Origin of the sequence: Paenibacillus sp. FSL F4-0087, assembly GCF_038020215.1 — a bacterium.
GTDB classification, from domain to species: Bacteria; Bacillota; Bacilli; order Paenibacillales; family Paenibacillaceae; genus Paenibacillus; species Paenibacillus taichungensis.
The window spans coordinates 1,522,727-1,540,219 of sequence record NZ_JBBODJ010000001.1 but is presented as its reverse complement, the minus strand read 5'-3'; the positions used below and the strand labels follow the sequence as shown (position 1 = coordinate 1,540,219).

Below are 17,493 nucleotides of genomic sequence, written 5' to 3'. Positions count from 1 at the left end.
GATCTTGTGGGGAAAGGAGGAGACAGCTTGCTGGACCTGAAAGCGCTTCACGAAAATACCCGCATTGACCATAAATCACATCCATTTCAGTTGTTCCAGAATCGTTGTTGGGGGATGAAAACGGAAGAATGTATTCTGTACTTGCACTGGCATGAACACTTTGAACTGATTTTTATGCGGAAGGGCAGTGCACTGTTTCATATCGACAGCAGGCCCTATGTAGCTCAAGCAGGTGAGGTCATTATCATTCCTGGAGGGGCGCTGCATGTCGGGTATGCTCTGGAGGAAGGGGATATCCACTATGATTCGGTTGTGCTCAACAGTGCGTTATTTCATGATTTTACCCATGACCCCGTTCACTTGAAATATGTTGCTCCCTATCTGGAAGGGAAGGTAAGGTTCCCGGTAAAACCGGCGGAGCACGACATAGCTTGCCAAGGCTATTACTCCCTGTTGGATGAAGCTATCGAGGAGATGGCCTCACAGCCGCTGGCCTATCAATTGGTTGTGAAATCCAAGTTGCATGCCCTTTTCACTCTGCTTGCCCGCACATTTATGCCACACCATCTCCCTGATAAAACAACGGGATCGTATTTTCCCAATCGGGAACGATTTAAGCTTTTGATTGAGCAGATTGAAGCGGAGCCAACAGGGAAAATGTCCGTGACCGAGGCTGCCGGGCAGGTAGGGCTGAACACATATCATTTTTGCAAAATGTTCAAAAAACTAACTGGACGCACCTTTGTGGAATATGTGAATGGGTGCCGAATGACGAGAGCTGAACAGTTGCTGCAGGAGAGCAGCCTTACCATTACCGAGATCGCTGCCCAGGTTGGCTGTGATAACGCCAACTATTTTACGAAGCTGTATAAACAATACAAAGGGATGACACCCTCGCAGGGGCGGTTAAAATAAGAAGGCCTTGCATCAACAGGGTACAAACAAAAATCCGGATCACCGCCAGAGATGCGCGAGTAATCCGGATTGTTTTATGAATATCAAATATCAGAACAAACATTTGATCTGTTTTATAAACATGCTTATTTCATGAATTTGGAGAATAATCGATTAGCTTTTTTGGAGAGGTCGTCCAATTTGATATTGGCCTGATCCAGTTGATTATATCCCCATTTGATCGTTTGCAGCATGCGTGGGGAGATGGGCGTACCTTTGATCCGTGGATAAATGTTGTGATAGGCCCAGACGAGATGCTCCCAGCGATTATCGTTACCGTCCTGAATATACTCCGAGACGTCGATGACTTTACCGCGTCCATTCTGGAGAATGACATTTTTCAGATGAATGTCCCGTGGATTCAGGCCACGGCTGCGTACTGCCTCACGCGCTTCGTCCACATCGAGCATGACCTGCTCAGGGACCGGGATTCCTTTTTCCAAACATTCGAGCAAGGTATCTCCCGCTTCAAAACTGATCACAAGAATATTTCGGCCGCTGCCGTAATAGGTAGGGAAATAGGGCAGGCCTTTGAGCTGCTCATATACCTGTTTTTCATTTTCAAGTTTGTCCAGGGCATGATCTGAGTACATCTTGAAGGCATACTGCGGCAATCCGTCATACGTAAATACCGCCGCATCCGTTCCTGTGCCAATACAATTCAGTCCTTCTACATGGCCAATGATGTTAACGAGCTCATTCCGGTCGCTTCCGATGACTTGGATTTGTTGTAATGCCTCTTCCGCCTGGAACCAATCCGGTCGATTCATGGGTGGTGCCTCCTTTTAGGATATGCCTGTACAATATTTTTTCATATAAGATCAACTCATGAGTTTTACACTCGGCAACTCCGCGTGCAGAATAATCTTTCAATCGCTGTTACCCCCAGATTTTTTCTGCCCTCTCCGTTTTAGTGTAATTCTAAGGTTCATCTTATATCAAAGCAAAATCCTGTACTCTATTTAGAATAGTATGCGTTCTGCTCTGTAATTTCATCTTTTGGTGATGTTACTATATAAACGTTACGCATTGAATCGGAAACGGTTGCGGATAGAAGAAAATTACGGAAGGGGTGCTTGCGACGTTTTTGCTCTTTCCTATATACTGTGAGCATTAAGGGATCTCATGCAGATCCGGCATACAGAAAGGCAGAATATCTTATGGCACAATACCCGCAGTGGTCTTATTCGCAGTCGCGGGCGAGTATGTTCGATGAGTGCCTGCGCAAATATTATTATCATTATTATGGAGCCCATAACGGCTGGAAGGCAGATTCGGCTGATGAGATGCAGGTACGTCTGTATCGATTGAAGCAGCTCAGTAATCTATACCTCGTATTCGGTGACCTCGCGCATCGGATGTGTGAATCGGCGGTTCGCAGCAGGGAAGAAGGCAAGGATAAACCTCGTGAGCACTTTCTGGAACTGACGATGCGCAAGCTGCTGAATCAGGCGTATGTGGAATCAATGGATCAAGATCAGTGGCGGCTCGATCCCAAGAACCGGGTGATGTTGTCTGAGATGTATTACGGGGATGACACGTTGAATGACCGGATTGCGACAATTAAAGAACGAGCCGCGGCCTGTGTCGGTAATTTGTACCAGACGCTCACGTGGAAGGACCTGTCCCGTGCAAGTACGGATATTTTGGAGATTGAGAAATGGGATACGATGATGCTGCACGATACGCGTGTGTATGTGAAGATGGACTTGTTATATCGTCGCAGCAACGGCAACATCGTCATTGTGGACTGGAAGACGGGCAAGGAGGATGACTTCTCGGATCAGCTGATGCTGTACGCATCCTATGTGAGGGAGCATTACCGGGTTCCACTGGAGCAGATTGAGCTGAGGGTGGAGTACCTGTTAACCGGAACACACCGAGAGTTTACGGCAACGGAAGAGGATATCCTAAAGGTGGAGGAGAACGTGGGGCGGTATATTGCGGAGATGCGCTCCTGTGTGGATGATGAGTATTACAACCGTCCCAAAGACGTTTCGTATTTCACGCCAATGCCTTCACGCCGTGCTTGCCGGGACTGTAATTTTCGTGAGGTGTGCAGCGAACGTGTAGTATAGAGCGCCACCCGAAGCATCTTCAGAACTCATTCCTATTTCATATGAAAATAAAATAAAACAAGAAGCGCCAGCCTGGACAGGATCTGCCCGGACTGACGCTTCTATTACGTTCCACAGGCCGGCGACAAGGCGCCAGGTGGAACGGTCATATCAAGATTACTGGACCGTGGCGGTATTCTCCAGCGCCTGTCCTGCGGGAACATAGGCATGCCCGAGATCCCGGGCAACCGCCTCATACGTGATATGTCCATTCAGCACGTTCACCGCGCTGCGAATGGACGAACTGCCGCGAATCGCGGCGGCTGCACCGTGGTTGGCCAGCTGCAGCGCATAAGGCATAGTGGCGTTGGTCAGCGCCACCGTAGACGTACGCGGCACCGCGCCTGGCATGTTCGCTACCGCGTAATGCACCACACCATGCTTCACATAGGTCGGTTCATCGTGGGTCGTGATATGATCAATGGTCTCCACAATTCCGCCCTGATCAATCGCCACATCCACAATGACCGAACCGGGTGCCATGGTGGTAACCATTTGCTCGCTGACTAGGGTTGGCGCTTTGGCGCCTGGAATCAGCACCGCACAGATCAGCAGGTCGGCAGCCGCAACAGCCGACGCAATATTGGATGGACTAGATACCAGCGTATGAATCTGATTACCAAAAATATCATCCAGCTGACGCAGACGATTCAGATTCAAATCGAGGATGGTCACATCCGCGCCCAGACCAATCGCGATTTTGGCGGCATTGGTGCCCACCGTGCCGCCACCAATAACAACGACCTTGCCACGGCTTACGCCGGGTACGCCGGATAACAGAATGCCTTTGCCACCTTCCGTTTTCTCCAGCAGCTGCGCTCCAATCTGAGCCGACATCCGTCCGGCAACTTCACTCATCGGGGTGAGCAGAGGCAGCGTCCCGTTAACTTCCAATGTCTCGTACGCAATGGCGGTCACCCGGCTTTCAATCAGTGCCTTTGCCAGTGCAGGTTCCGCTGCGAGGTGCAGGTAGGTGAAGAGAATCAAGCCAGGGCGAAAATAGGCGTATTCGCTGGCAAGGGGTTCTTTGACCTTGATGATCATTTCTGCCTCTGCCCACACAGTTGAAGCTGTATCCCGAAGCTCCGCTCCGGCCGATTGATATTCGTTGTCTGTGAATCCACTGCCCAATCCTGCGCCACGTTCGATCATGACTTGATGTCCGGCTCTGACAAAATCAGCAGCTCCTGCAGGGGTCATTGCTACACGATTTTCATTGTTTTTGATTTCTTTCGGAATTCCGATTCTCATCGCCATGCACCTCGTCCATTTAATGGTTGTTAGCTTATACTACAAGTTTATGACCTGGATCATCGTTTTGCACCTTACCTGATGTCTATGTTTTGAAGAATTGATTCAACATAATGTCGAGAAAAGACTATTCAGGACATTTGTCCATCGCTTATAATGTAAGAAAAAATGACACTATGAGGGATCGATATTGAGAAATGACCGCGTGTTTACGATAAAGGATATTCTGGCTCGCCCTGTCTTTGCCAAAGCCCGGCTTGCTGCGGGGAAAGAAGGAACATCACGTCAAGTTGGATGGGTTCATGTGCTGGAGATCACCAATGTTTCTCCCTTTGTAAGTCCCCATGATCTTATTTTATCCACTGGACTATGGCTTCAATCGGAAGAAGGGCGCGAAGAATATCTGCTCCAGTTAATCCGGAGCGAAGCGGCGGGGCTTTGCGTGGAGTTTGGTACGAGCATTCATGGCATTCCCGAAGAATTGATTGAACTGGCTGACAGGCATCAATTCCCACTTATCGTGTTTGAGCAACCGGTCCGTTTTGTTGAGATCACGCAAGATATTCACGCTTTGCTTATTAATCATCAGCACCAGCTGCTGAAGAGCCTGGAAACCTATTCCCGTCAGCTTCAGCAGCGAACATTACAGAGTACAGACATGTCGGCTGTGCTTAACCTTCTGCATGAATATGCGGCCAAGCCGGTTGTGTATATCTCGTCCATGGAACCGGGCAGTTTTGTGCCGGAGTTACCCTCCGAGACACAGCAAGCGATCTACACATGGTACGAACAGGAGGTTGAGCATCTGGATCTCAATGATTCAGACACGGAGTTATGGTTCCATCTGGATGAGGAACAGGTGTTACTGTGTCATCCGGTCGTATGTTTTGGGCAGGTTTTTTCTGCGGTAGGCATGGTTGTACATCCTTCAGCACCCGTTGAGTATCTTAAGTTGTTGCTCGATTATACAGCGAAGGCTGCGGCCGCACTGACTCTGCGCTCTCAGTTTCTGGAGGAGAAGATGGTACGCAACCAGAATGAGCTGATCCAGGATCTGATGAACGGTAACATTCTTCAAGAGGAGCAGGCGCAGACCCGAATGGGGCTCCGTCTGTTGGTGAAGGGACAGTACTGGTTTGCCGGCGGAGTTATTGAGATGGAGCACCGTCTGAAAGGCATCGGCCGTGAGCGAATGGAAACCAATCATCAGGATATTCTGGTGCTGCTGCGTTCCTTGCTCAAAAAGAACAATCTCGCCAGCCTCATCATGCTGAAAAATAATCAGGTATATGTATGCTGTGCCAAGGAAGAGAACAAGACATCTACACGAAATCAACTGGTAAAATCACTTGAAGGCATTATTGGTGATGTGAAGAGATTTGCGAGTCGCAACCTGAAGCAGGTTACGATCCATGCCGGATTTGGCAAGGTGCGTAACCGACTAACAGGATTGCCGGACAGTCTGCGGGAAGCGTACCAGGTCATCGAAGTTTCACGATCCGTGGATCGGCTGGAACATATTCATTTTTACGAACGTATGGGTATATATCAAATGCTTAAAGCATTGCCCCAATCGTTTTTGCAGCCTTTTGTAAATGATCATCTGGGCGTTCTGATTGACTATGATCGGACACATCATCTAAGGCTGGTGGAGACATTGGATGCCTTCCTGCAAAACTTCGGTTCCAAGCGGGATGCGGCTGCTCAATTGTTCATACATCGGCAAACCTTGTACAATAGATTGGAGAAGTTAGAAGAATTAATGGGACCTGATTTTATGGATCAGGAAAGAAGAATCTGCCTGGAGATGGCGTTGCTTGCTCATGCCATGATCGAGGAGGAACAGGGATTTCTGTCTTGATGAATCAGGCTGGTGACAGTCCAGACTGTGCATTATTGAAAAGCATGCACAGTCTAGCAATTTTTACTGATGCGACGAGCGTGTCGTAATGCTCTTGGTAATACAGAGTTGCCAGAAGCCGGACGGCGGCCACGGAACAGTTTGGGTTGGCCGGAGGAAGGTGCAAGGGATAACGAGGTGGGAGCGGCCAAGCGATATGGCGAAGAACTGCGCTCCGGAAGAGTCTCCGTCTCCATTTTTTTGGATGAAATAACGGTTTGACGCAACCATTCATCAAGTCGCTCACGGTTGATTCCTAGTTGTCCGCTCAGATTACAGATATCGAGGTTTTTTCTCACACAAATCCGCCTTTCCTGGAATATCGGGCTGTATAGGTTCTGAAAGGGAAGCATGAAGTTCGAAATGGGTGGATGCCCACTTGATTGGTGTGCTCGATTAGCGGAATGGCGAATTATGTTGAACATCCTCATGAAAGATGTATGTACCCTGTGTTAAACGTTTGCATACAGCTGTTTTGTATATTTACTATAATTTGGCTTTTATCTAGATTTTATCACTTCATATGTAACTGTGCGTCTCAATGTAGTCTCAATTTGTGAGAAAATACGGTTAAGGAAAGTACCAGTATCTAGTACGGAGGACACAGATGGAAAACAGTAGTGAGATTCAATACGATAGCCATTATGGTCATGGAAAACGTTTTGTGGGTCGAGCCAAGGAACTGATGGTATTGGACCGATGGCTCAACAATCCGGAAGCACCTTTAACCATTTTTTCGGTTACGGGCATGGGAGGAATCGGTAAATCATCCTTGCTGTCTGAGATGTTGTCCGTTGCTCGGAACCAGGGAGCGACCGCCATATGGATGGATGGCAGATCCTGCGGATCTACACCGTCGGTCTTTTTGGAGTATCTCTCCTCTACATTGGGACTAGAGAAAATGGGGAGTGATGGTAACACGCGGCCATTGAGCCTGCTGAGTGAGACTTCAGTAAAGAGGCGGCTGGTCCTTGCTGTGGATAACTATGAAGAGCTGGCTCTTCTGGAGAGTTGGTTTATGGAAGTCTTCGTATCCAAGCTTCCGTTATATGGAGTACTTATTATTCTGGCCTCACGACCGGAGCCTGCTTCAGCGTGGCGGACACATCCAAGGTTGCGGCAGCGCCTCGTGCAGATGCCTCTTCAACATTTTACGGGTGAAGAAGTGTCCGAATATATTGCAGTGGCAGGATCATTAAACAGGAGCATAGCGGGGACGATTGCGCGTATGACGGATGGACATCCGCTCGGGTTAGCGCTTGCTGTGGAGGCTGCGGATCAGCGCAGGAATATTCCCATCTCCGAGTGGACCGAATTATCACAAATGATTAGTGCCAGGCTGCTGCTTGAATTGACTCTTCCCCGTCTGCACCCAATGGTAGAGGTATTAACGCTGCTGGAAACGGCGAATCAGGAATTGTTGGCATCTGTACTGCAAACAGAGGTGACGCTTGAGGAATATAACGTCTTGAGACGTATGTCGTTCATCCGTTCCGGTCCTAATGGTCTGGCGCTGCATGATATGGCCAGATTACATCTGCTTCGGGATTTTCGCCAACGTGAACCACAGCGTCTGCAAGCTATGCGGGTACGAATAGCGGGGTTGCTAAAGCCGCTCCATGAACAAGCTGGTCCACATGAGAGACGCCAGATTACGAGGAAAATGCTCCTTTTGTGTCAGGAATCCATGCTCCAGCATCGGAAGTACGCTGATGTGTCGGCGGATTCACTGTTTTCTCCGCTGGAGGTGATGCGATCGGAGGACTTGCCAGCGTTGCACAAATTACTCCAACAATGGTGTGAGTATAGTGTGGAGCCTTGGCAGGCGCCGTCTTATCCTGCTTTTTTAGACGAACTTGCACAGCGTTATCCTGAGGGGATTGTACTGATGCGTGACAAGGAGGGCGATCCGATCGCGATGTTCATTACGGTACTCGTGCACCGGGAGAGCAGCGGGATGTTGTCCAAGTATTTTCCAGCCGAGATGCAGGAATGTTTCACACCGGAAGAGCTGGATTGTGATCCAGACCAGACGGATACTCACTTTGCGGTACTCGCTGCAGCAAGGGATGATGTACCAGGCTACAAACGTGAAGAACTTGTGGGTTATATGTCACTGGATCGGTTGTCCCTACTGGGAGAAGGGGCCAGGGTCATACTGGTCGCAACCAATCCGTACCTGAAGCTGTTTTTGCAGAGTATTGGTTTTCGGAGTAAGAGAGCACGTACTCGTTTATGTGACCTGTATGCAGATCAGGCAGATGTGCTAGATCTGGATTTGCGCAGTGGACAATTCGGTGATTGGGTGATGTCTCTTTTGATTCCTGATGCAAAGAACGGCGGGTTACAGCAGGGGACATCTGGCGTGAGTCAGGTACCCTGGTCCGAACAGGATTTACGCAAAATGCTGACTCATCTGCATTCTCCCGGAGAATTGCATGAGTCCGCAGGGCGAGTGAATGGCATGACGGATGGCATTCATCTACAGTCGCATATACTGGATTTGCTGGAGGGCCGGGTTCATGGTATCTCGCAGCAGGATCAGAAGCTGTTATACGCGGCCTATTGGACATATGCTGGCAATCCAACTGCCGCAGCACAGGCATGCTCAATGAGCCGGGCGACATTCTATCGGCATCTACGAGCGGCTTTGATCCGGCTGGCAAGAGTACTGTAGCGTGATTGAAAGAATAATATGGATTCATGGGAAATTAACATCAATCATAAATTAATATCATTGGAATAAACCAAAAAACACACAGTAACCGGCTTATCGAGCCAGTCCTGCGTGTTTTTTTTGATTGAAATAAATCTCAAGCAGATGACCATGAAATCCAGAGACCATGATGCTGATTGGTTAGTGAAATTGAAGCTTTAATTCTTTGTTTCCACTAACCAATCGGCCAGTTCTTCCGTTTGGGTGAGAATGGCAATGGGGTCCCAATACCAGGAGCGATCAGCACCCCAGATATATACATGATCATTTTTGACGGCGTCCAATCCTCCCCAGATGGGGTCAGCCTTTAAATCCTCCATCGTCTGGTTATCTGTTGTTAGAACGATATAATCCCCAGCATATTTAGGCAAAACTTCCGTGGAGAGGCTCGCCCAGCCTGGATCGGTTAACTCAGCGATTACCTCAGCTGGAGGTTTGAAGCCAAGCACATTGTATATTACGGGTCCGCCCTTGCCATAGTTGGCGCCAACGGTTGAAATATCTTTACCCATATATTCCAGAATGGAGAATGTGCTATCGGCAGGGATAACCTGGAGCACTCGTTCTTTCGCTGCGGCTGTACGGCGGTCATAATCAGCAAGCCAGGCATTTGCTTCCTCTTGCTTACCTAGTAGCTCACCGAAATAGCTAACTTCTTCATGCACGGTTTTGAATGAGGCATAGGGTATGATTACAGTCGGGGCAATTTTAGTTAGCTGCTCATTCATTTCAGCGTACATATCATCCATAATAATAAGATCCGGCTCCATGGCAGCAATCTTCTCCAAGTTGCCGTTGCCATCTCCCAGATCCTCCACGTCTTTCAGCGCATCATGCAGGTAGGGGTTCGCAATGTGGTGACTTGATGTTCCGACAGGAGTTACACCCAGAGCGATCAGACTGCCCAGATATTCACCCGCTACAATTCGTTTGGGTTGCAATGGGACTTCAATATCTCCTGTAACCGTGGATACGGTTTTGGTCTGTGGTTGCTCGGCAGTCGTAGTTCCAGCAGCTTGTCCTTGTTTGGTATTGGTCGGAGTTGTCGCATTCTCAGCTGCTCCCGAGGAACTATTACCTGTATCCTCCGTCCCGCAAGCACTGATCAACAACATAAAGCTAAGCAATAATACCGCCGTAATAGGTGTTCTTGATCCTCTGTACATGTACAATTCGTCCTCTCCATCCCCAACTCGTTGATAATAATTATCATCTACAACAGTATAGCTGAGGGGGTTTGGAGGGCCAATGGATAATCTCATGGTTGTAGAAGGACTATCTTCTCGTTGGGTGGCTCTATGCTCCGCTCTGAAATGTGAGGGAGAGACGCCTTTATACTTTTTGAACAGCCTGCCCAGATAGTAGGGGTCCTGATAACCAACGCTGGATGCAATCTCTTTTAAGGTGGCATCCGTCTCCAGCAGCAATGCTGCCGTCTTTTCGATCCGTACTTTAATGAGATAATCAATCGGGCTGAGTCCGGTCCGGCTTTTAAAATAGGAGGAGAGATGTGGAACGCTATAATTCAGGTTCTCTGATAGTAATTCCAGCGTAATGGCTTCGGCGAATCGAGACTGAATAATCGTGATGATTTGCGCAGCCAGATCGCGTTTCTGAGAACGTACACCTTGAGTCTGCATCTGATTCAGCACTTCAGTGATGAATTGAAAAAGCAGGCTCTTGGCACGCAAATGTCCAAGCGCTTCGGCTTTGCTCCATTCCTTATGCATGTCCGTCAAACAGCGATAGAGTATAAAGGGTTCCGCAGGGATTAGGCTGTAGGTAACGTGGAAAGGACGAAGACGTTCAGCTAGTGCTGCAAGTTCGCTATGGGCTGGCAGTGAAAGTTTTGCTTTATAATATACGCAATAATATTCGAACTCTTCTTGTCCGGCTTCTACGTTCAGAATGCTTCCTTTACCCGCATGGAATATCTGAAAACGTCGTGTATTGTGTGATGTCTCATCGAGTATAATCTGAGCACTTCCGCGGACAGACATGATAAAGACACTGGCTGGCAAGACATAGGGACGCAAAGTCTGACCTGCTTGGACTACCACGCGGCGGATATCAAATATGTTGAAGGAAGCGTGATTCCACAACATCATGTGATTCTGTATCTCCATGTGCTACAACCAACCTTCTTCATCGAGGCTTAACAATTCTATGTATCATTCATTATAACGACATGAAGAGGCTGGTCATAGACCGAGCCTCTTCATGCGGTTATAGAGCGTTGCTCTGGAGATGCCGAGCTGCCGGGCGAGCGTTCTTTTGTTGCCTCCAGCGGCTTTCAGATATTGCAGCAGGAGATCCGACTCGTAGGTGTCCAACTTCTCCTGATAGGATAGGGTCGAAGTATCCAGCGGCTCCTCTTTTTTTTCTTCATGTATCGGAACAGATGGGTCCGAGCTTTCAGGTGAACTAGAAGAGACTGATTCCAGACCAGGTTGTGGATGAAGCTGTACCGCCTCGTGCAAAATGGATTGTTCCTGATCCATGGATGCAATGAAGGTGTCAGGGAGATATTCGGGCTTGACCTCGCCATCCGTGGTGAGAATGGTGATCCGCTCAATCACATTTCTTAATTCCCGTACATTACCCGGCCAGTCATACTGGAATAACAGCTTGAACACCTCAGGAGGAACCAGTTCAATATGACGATTATAGAGCAAGGAAAACTCTTGCAGGAAAGTCTGTGTCAACTCGTAAATATCTTCCTTGCGCTTACGCAGGGGAGGGATGACGAGGTTAATGACATTCAGTCGATAGTAGAGATCCTCCCGGAACTGATTGCGGGCGATCATGCCCAGCAGATTCTGATTGGTTGCGGCGATAATCCGGCAGCTGGCCTGTTTCATGCGTGTTCCACCGACAGGGAAGTAACTTTTCTCCTGCAATACACGCAATAGCTTCACCTGAAGCTCCAGTGGCATCTCACCTATCTCATCCAAAAAGAGCGTGCCGCCTTCTGCCAGCTCAATCTTCCCTTTTTTTCCTTTGGGATCAGCCCCTGAAAATGCACCCTTCTCGTACCCGAATAATTCACTCTCAAATAATGAACCAGGAATAGCTCCGCAGTTAATGGCGATAAACGGCGCTGTCTGCGGTTCACGCAGGTCATGAATGGCTTTGGCGAATAACTCTTTGCCCGTTCCGCTTTCTCCAAGAATAAGCACGGTAGCTGAGGTGGTGCTTATCTTGCGAATAGTCTCCAGACACTGGTTGATTACTGGGCTGCTGCCCTTGATTCTGGAAAATGGATCGGAATCCGGGCGCAGACGGGCAACGGCTTTCTCCAGATGTTGGACTTTGGATGTCATATGTAATAACTCTTGATGCAGACGGATTTCGGTTGTTATATCCACTTCCGCAGCAACCGCGCCTACAATACGTCCATCGAGTTGCACTGGACGTGCATTAATCAGGGCGAATAGATCGGGCCTTGGCTGGTGCTGCTTTCGATACACGGTTTCCCCTGTGTATAACGTTTTGAGCGATTGAAGGCGATCAGGCGGAAAGAAATCCGCTGCCGGTTTCCCAATGATATCTTTTTTGTTGATGGAAAAAACATGCTCCGCACCCGATGTCCAGTAGGTCACCTTTGCTTCTTCATTAATCAAAGTCAGAGCTGAGCCTGCCGTTTCCAGAGTAGTCTCGAAATAAGCTTCCATAAGCCGATGGGCATGCATCATTTCTTGTAAAACATCAGATACAGCGATATAGCCCAATAGAGGTCCATCATCCTGAACTAACAGATAAGGACTGGTATTAAATAGGGGGATGGCTTCGGCCAGTCCAGTGGTTGAAGGGATAACGGGCATGGAAAGGCCCGAATCCAGGATACTCATATTTGTACGTAATAAGGTCATTAATTCTGGAAGTAAATGTTTCATCAATATCACCTCAGTTAGGGCATAACTTTCGGAAACTATACCTGTTGCACGAGCTGCTTACAAGCGGCCCCCAGATGAAATGATTGTGGGGATGATAGTTACCCATATTATAGCTTTCCAAATGAAGTGTGTATATATTTTTTGACATGAAGCGTACATGGTATCGGCGCAGAAGAGAGGGGTATCGATTTATTATTTTTGTTATGCGCTTACAATTTTATGGTTTAGGAATAATTGTTAATTACAATGGACGAGTTAAAATTTTAGGTGAGATGTGAGTTATTAAAACTAACATTAGAAACAGTGGACTACACTGTTATCTCTCACCCAGTACCGAGCTGTTTAAGTGATTATTCATATAGAACATAAATTGTCCACACCATTAAGAAACTTCTGAATAATGCTATAAGAAGGCTCAATGCGCATGAAGAAAAATAAAAAGGAGGCTGATGAAATGGCCATTCTATCAACCGGACCCATTGAAAATAATATTTCAGGTGTAACTGGTACCCGTCCCACTCAATTCGTCACCGTCAAAATCGATAATCGGGATTCAATAGATGTATATAGCGTTCTTCTTTTGGGTTACTATCTCGATGGAGTCAGAACGTTATATGTGGAAGAAATGTTTAATGTGCTTCCCAATCAGGTCATAACCAAAGACTATAATGCAAATTTTGATGCGTTCGAGTTTATATTTTCCACAGCAGACCTCGCTGCCCCGGAAGCGCAAATTTCCGTATGGGGCAAAGACGCTGAAGGCGAGTTAGTCACGGCTCACCGATTGGTATCCCAGGAATTGCTGGGTGAGGCCCTGAGCACAACAGGTGTAACCGGAGCCACAGGAGTAACAGGTGCGACAGGTGCCACAGGTGTAGGGGCAGGCTCAACCGGTGCAACAGGCAGCACTGGAGTGACGGGAGCAACAGGCAGCACTGGAGTAACAGGAACAACAGGCAGTACTGGAGTGACGGGAGCAACAGGCAGCACTGGAGTAACAGGAACAACAGGCAGTACTGGAGTGACAGGAGCAACAGGCAGCACTGGGGTGACGGGAGCAACAGGCAGCACTGGGGTGACAGGAGGAACAGGCAGCACTGGAGTGACGGGAGGAACAGGCAGCACTGGAGTGACGGGAGGAACAGGCAGCACTGGAGTGACGGGAGGAACAGGCAGCACTGGGGTGACGGGAGCGACAGGCAGCACTGGAGTTACAGGAGTTACAGGCGACACTGGGGTTACGGGATCAACGGGAGTTACCGGGGCAACCGGTACAACAGGCCAAGGTTTGGCATCGTATGGCTATATTTTTAACACCTCAGCTCAGTCTGTAGCTACCGAGACGGATATAACCTTCGATAGCAACGAAAACCTTACCAACATTACTCATACACCTGGCACGGCTGAAATTAATATTGGTAATGCTGGGGACTATGCGGTGTTCTTTATCATTACAGGTGTTCAGGCAAACCAATTTACCCTTTATCAAAACGGAGCCCCTGTCGGTGGCAGTGTCTATGGTTCAGGAGCTGGTACTCAACCGAATCCAGGAATGATTATTATTACCGCTGCTCCCGGCGATGTGATAACTTTACGAAATCATTCCAGTGCCTCGGCTGTTGATCTGCAAACACTAGCAGGCGGATCACAGATCAATGCAAATGCTTCTATTCTCATTCAACAATTGAGCAGGTAATCAGTTGGTGTCCAGAAAATTAGACATTTTAAATTGGGGATGTTCATTTTTTAGACATTGTCTGGAATGCTGTGTTGTACAGAAAAAACCATGTGCCCTGAAGAAAGTGGCAGCATGGTTTTTGTTTTTCTCGTTGTATTTTATATAACTGAATCCAGCCGGGAAATTATCTAAACATGTTTTTGACCACCATCCAGAGATTTGCGGGTTTCTCAGCCAGACGGCGGGTGTAGTACGGGTACCACATGGTTCCATAGGGCACGTAACAACGAATGCGGTATCCTTCTCTAGCCAGGCGTTCCTGTTCGCCCATACGCAAGCCGTACAACATTTGAAATTCAAATGCCTCCGGGGAAATTCCCCGATCCTTCGCATATTGCTTGGTCCAGGAAATAATGTGGTCATCATGTGAAGCAACCGCAGTGTATACCCCCTGATCGAGATGATTGCGAATCATCGTTTTGAATTGATCAATCACTTCTGAAGTGTTCTGATATGCTACGGATGCAGGTTCCTTGTAAGCACCTTTGACCAGACGCAGCCGGATGCCTTCCCGAATCATATCACGTGTATCTTCCACGGTACGATGCAAGTAGGCTTGTAGTACCGTACCTGTATTATCCAGTCCTTCCGAGTGCAAACGGCGCACAATATCCAAAGTCGCTTGGGTAAACGGGCTGTCCTCCATATCGATCCGCACAAACAGATTATGCAGCTTCGCTTGGGTGGCAACCGCACGTATATTTCGATAACCTTCCTCAGGGTCCAGCGCGAGTCCCATTTGGGTTGGTTTTAGCGAGACATTGGAGTCCGCACCCTGACGGGCAATGCCCTCCACCAGACGTATATACTCATCCCGATACAGCGCAGCTTCTCTTAAATGGGTAATGCCCTCACCCAGATGATCCAGTGTAGCCATAATGCCTTTGTTGTTGAGTACCCGAATCTCTTCGAGAGCTTCTTCCAGTGTGTTGCCTGCAATAAATTTGCCAGCCAGCTTTTTGCCGTATTTGATGGAGAGATTCTCCACAGCTTTATTACCTGCGACGGTCAGCAGCGTTTTACGGTACATTTCGGTTCCGATACTCATCGGGGTTCCTCCTTATGGATCATGTTTCTTTATAACAAAGTGATCAAGCAATAATCATGCCAAGGTTATTCTGCATAGAAGAAAACGGGCGGTAATTTTGAAGAAAAACATTTATTTATAAAAATATTCCTTCATCAACCGGAGTTGGCACGGATCTTGCTACATATATTGAGTGATGAGTAAAATGCATGGCAACTCAGGCAAACAGCCAGCGAACCCCCACATCTGAAGGAGGAAATCATTCATGAATATCCCTTTTGTTAACGAACCATTCACATCCTTTGCAGTCCCGGCCAACCGGGAAGCTTTTGAGAACGCACTTCGTAAGGTGGAGGCTGAACTTGGCCAGGAATACTCCATTATTATTGGTGGACAAAAAATAACAAGCGCCCGCACGTTATCCTCCGTGAATCCTGCGTACAAAAATCAGATCGTCGGAAAGATCTATCAGGCCGATCAAGAGCTTGCCGAACAGGCCATCCAAACAGCTGCGGAAACATTTCGCACCTGGAAACATACGGACCCGAATGAACGTGCCCGCTATTTGTACAAAGCGGCAGCGCTCATGCGGCGTCGTAAGCATGAATTCTCCGCTTGGATGGTGTACGAAGCAGGCAAAACATGGCCAGAAGCGGATGCGGACACAGCCGAAGCTATTGATTTTATGGAGTTTTATGCCCGTGAGATGCAGCGTCTGAGTGAACCACAGCCGCTCACACGAATTGCAGGCGAAGATAATGAATTGAGTTATATTCCGCTTGGTGTGGGGATTGTCATTCCACCATGGAACTTCCCACTCGCGATTATGGCAGGCATGACTTCTGCTGCATTGGTATCGGGCAACACGGTTGTATTGAAGCCAGCCAGTACAACCCCGGTTATTGCAGCTAAATTCATGGAGCTGCTTGCAGAAGTGGGTGTGCCGGATGGCGTAGTGAACTATTTGCCAGGACCGGGCAGTGAAGTTGGCGATTATCTGGTGGACCATGCGCTCACCCGCTTTATCAGCTTCACAGGCTCCAGAGATGTCGGTCTGCGGATCAATGAACGTGCAGCACGCACCGCGCCAGGGCAGAAATGGATTAAACGGGTGATTGCTGAGATGGGCGGCAAGGATTCCATTGTCGTAGATAGCGACAGTGATCTGGAATTGGCTGCGGAATCCATCACGGCTTCCGCGTTTGGTTTCTCGGGACAGAAGTGCTCCGCGTGTTCCCGCGCCATTATTCATAAAGATGTATATGACGAGGTATTGCAAAAAGTGATTGAACGAACCAAGCTGCTGAGCATGGGCAGTCCACTTGAAGTCGGAAATCAGGTAGGTCCGGTTATCGATGATAAGGCGTACGCCAAGATCACAGAATATATTGAAATAGGCAGGGGTGAAGGTCGCCTTGTGCTCGGGGGTAGTACAGGGAACGAGGCAGGTTATTTCATTGAACCGACCATTATTGCCGATGTGGACCCGCAAGCACGGATTTCACAGGAAGAGATTTTTGGACCGGTGTTGGCCTTTATCAAGGCAGAATCCTTCGGGGATGCACTGGATATTGCCAATAATACCGATTATGGACTGACAGGTGCGGTGATCTCTCGCAATCGCGAACATCTGGAACAAGCCAGACGGGAATTTTTTGCGGGTAATCTATACTTTAACCGCAAATGTACAGGTGCACTGGTGGGTACACATCCATTTGGCGGATTTAACATGTCAGGAACGGATTCCAAGGCAGGGGGAAGGGATTACTTGCTGCTGTTCACCCAAGCGAAGTTGGTATCGGAGAAATATTAAGTTGAGAAATTGGGTTTGGGCCCGCTGACAATCGTTTGGTTTGTATGCTATCATTTCCTGAAAATAGTCTTTGTTCGTCAG

12 protein-coding genes are annotated in these 17,493 nt (G+C 48.2%); 6 read left to right on the top strand and 6 right to left on the bottom strand.

What is annotated here, in order from left to right:
• Positions 1 to 27: 27 nt before the first annotated feature.
• On the top strand, positions 28 to 915 hold the full coding sequence (locus MHB84_RS07375; RefSeq protein WP_076290224.1) for a helix-turn-helix transcriptional regulator: 888 nt from the start codon (positions 28 to 30) through the stop codon (positions 913 to 915).
• Positions 916 to 1,040: 125 nt separating this feature from the next.
• On the opposite strand, the gene MHB84_RS07370 is transcribed toward MHB84_RS07375, so the two are convergent.
• Positions 1,041 to 1,724, bottom strand: a complete 684-nt coding sequence (locus tag MHB84_RS07370) for a serine/threonine protein kinase (protein WP_076290223.1) — start codon at positions 1,722 to 1,724, stop codon at positions 1,041 to 1,043.
• A 390-nt stretch (positions 1,725 to 2,114) separates the two neighbouring features.
• On the opposite strand from MHB84_RS07370, the gene MHB84_RS07365 reads away from it, so the two are divergent.
• Positions 2,115 to 3,032 carry a PD-(D/E)XK nuclease family protein gene (locus MHB84_RS07365; protein WP_076290445.1) on the top strand — a complete coding sequence of 306 codons (918 nt, stop codon included), beginning with the start codon at positions 2,115 to 2,117 and terminating at the stop codon, positions 3,030 to 3,032.
• Positions 3,033 to 3,188: 156 nt separating this feature from the next.
• On the opposite strand, the gene ald is transcribed toward MHB84_RS07365, so the two are convergent.
• Entirely contained in the window at positions 3,189 to 4,322 is a 1,134-nt protein-coding gene (gene ald, locus MHB84_RS07360) for an alanine dehydrogenase (RefSeq protein WP_076290222.1), read from the bottom strand.
• 190 nt (positions 4,323 to 4,512) lie between these two features.
• Here ald and MHB84_RS07355 point away from each other — a divergent pair, with 190 nt between their 5' ends.
• Positions 4,513 to 6,183, top strand: coding sequence for a PucR family transcriptional regulator (locus MHB84_RS07355; RefSeq protein WP_076290221.1), 1,671 nt, complete (start codon positions 4,513 to 4,515; stop codon positions 6,181 to 6,183).
• Between the two features lie 53 nt (positions 6,184 to 6,236).
• On the opposite strand, the gene MHB84_RS07350 is transcribed toward MHB84_RS07355, so the two are convergent.
• Positions 6,237 to 6,521 (bottom strand): hypothetical protein, encoded by a 285-nt coding sequence (locus MHB84_RS07350; protein WP_143764763.1) that lies wholly within the window; start codon positions 6,519 to 6,521, stop codon positions 6,237 to 6,239.
• 308 nt (positions 6,522 to 6,829) lie between these two features.
• On the opposite strand from MHB84_RS07350, the gene MHB84_RS07345 reads away from it, so the two are divergent.
• Positions 6,830 to 8,899 carry an nSTAND1 domain-containing NTPase gene (locus MHB84_RS07345; RefSeq protein ID WP_076290220.1) on the top strand — a complete coding sequence of 690 codons (2,070 nt, stop codon included), beginning with the start codon at positions 6,830 to 6,832 and terminating at the stop codon, positions 8,897 to 8,899.
• Between the two features lie 197 nt (positions 8,900 to 9,096).
• Here the strand turns inward: MHB84_RS07345 and MHB84_RS07340 are convergent, their stop codons facing one another.
• Positions 9,097 to 11,043: an AraC family transcriptional regulator gene (locus tag MHB84_RS07340; protein WP_341143020.1), complete on the bottom strand. Its 1,947-nt coding sequence runs from the start codon at positions 11,041 to 11,043 to the stop codon at positions 9,097 to 9,099.
• Positions 11,044 to 11,139: 96 nt separating this feature from the next.
• Positions 11,140 to 12,834 (bottom strand): sigma-54 interaction domain-containing protein, encoded by a 1,695-nt coding sequence (locus tag MHB84_RS07335; protein ID WP_076290218.1) that lies wholly within the window; start codon positions 12,832 to 12,834, stop codon positions 11,140 to 11,142.
• A gap of 454 nt (positions 12,835 to 13,288) precedes the next feature.
• Here MHB84_RS07335 and MHB84_RS07330 point away from each other — a divergent pair, with 454 nt between their 5' ends.
• Complete coding sequence (locus MHB84_RS07330; RefSeq protein WP_179087184.1) at positions 13,289 to 14,530, top strand: BclA C-terminal domain-containing protein; 1,242 nt, start codon at positions 13,289 to 13,291, stop codon at positions 14,528 to 14,530.
• A 166-nt stretch (positions 14,531 to 14,696) separates the two neighbouring features.
• Here the strand turns inward: MHB84_RS07330 and MHB84_RS07325 are convergent, their stop codons facing one another.
• Positions 14,697 to 15,620: a proline dehydrogenase family protein gene (locus MHB84_RS07325; protein ID WP_076290216.1), complete on the bottom strand. Its 924-nt coding sequence runs from the start codon at positions 15,618 to 15,620 to the stop codon at positions 14,697 to 14,699.
• 244 nt (positions 15,621 to 15,864) lie between these two features.
• On the opposite strand from MHB84_RS07325, the gene pruA reads away from it, so the two are divergent.
• Positions 15,865 to 17,412 (top strand): L-glutamate gamma-semialdehyde dehydrogenase, encoded by a 1,548-nt coding sequence (pruA, locus tag MHB84_RS07320; protein ID WP_076290215.1) that lies wholly within the window; start codon positions 15,865 to 15,867, stop codon positions 17,410 to 17,412.
• Positions 17,413 to 17,493: the final 81 nt, after the last annotated feature.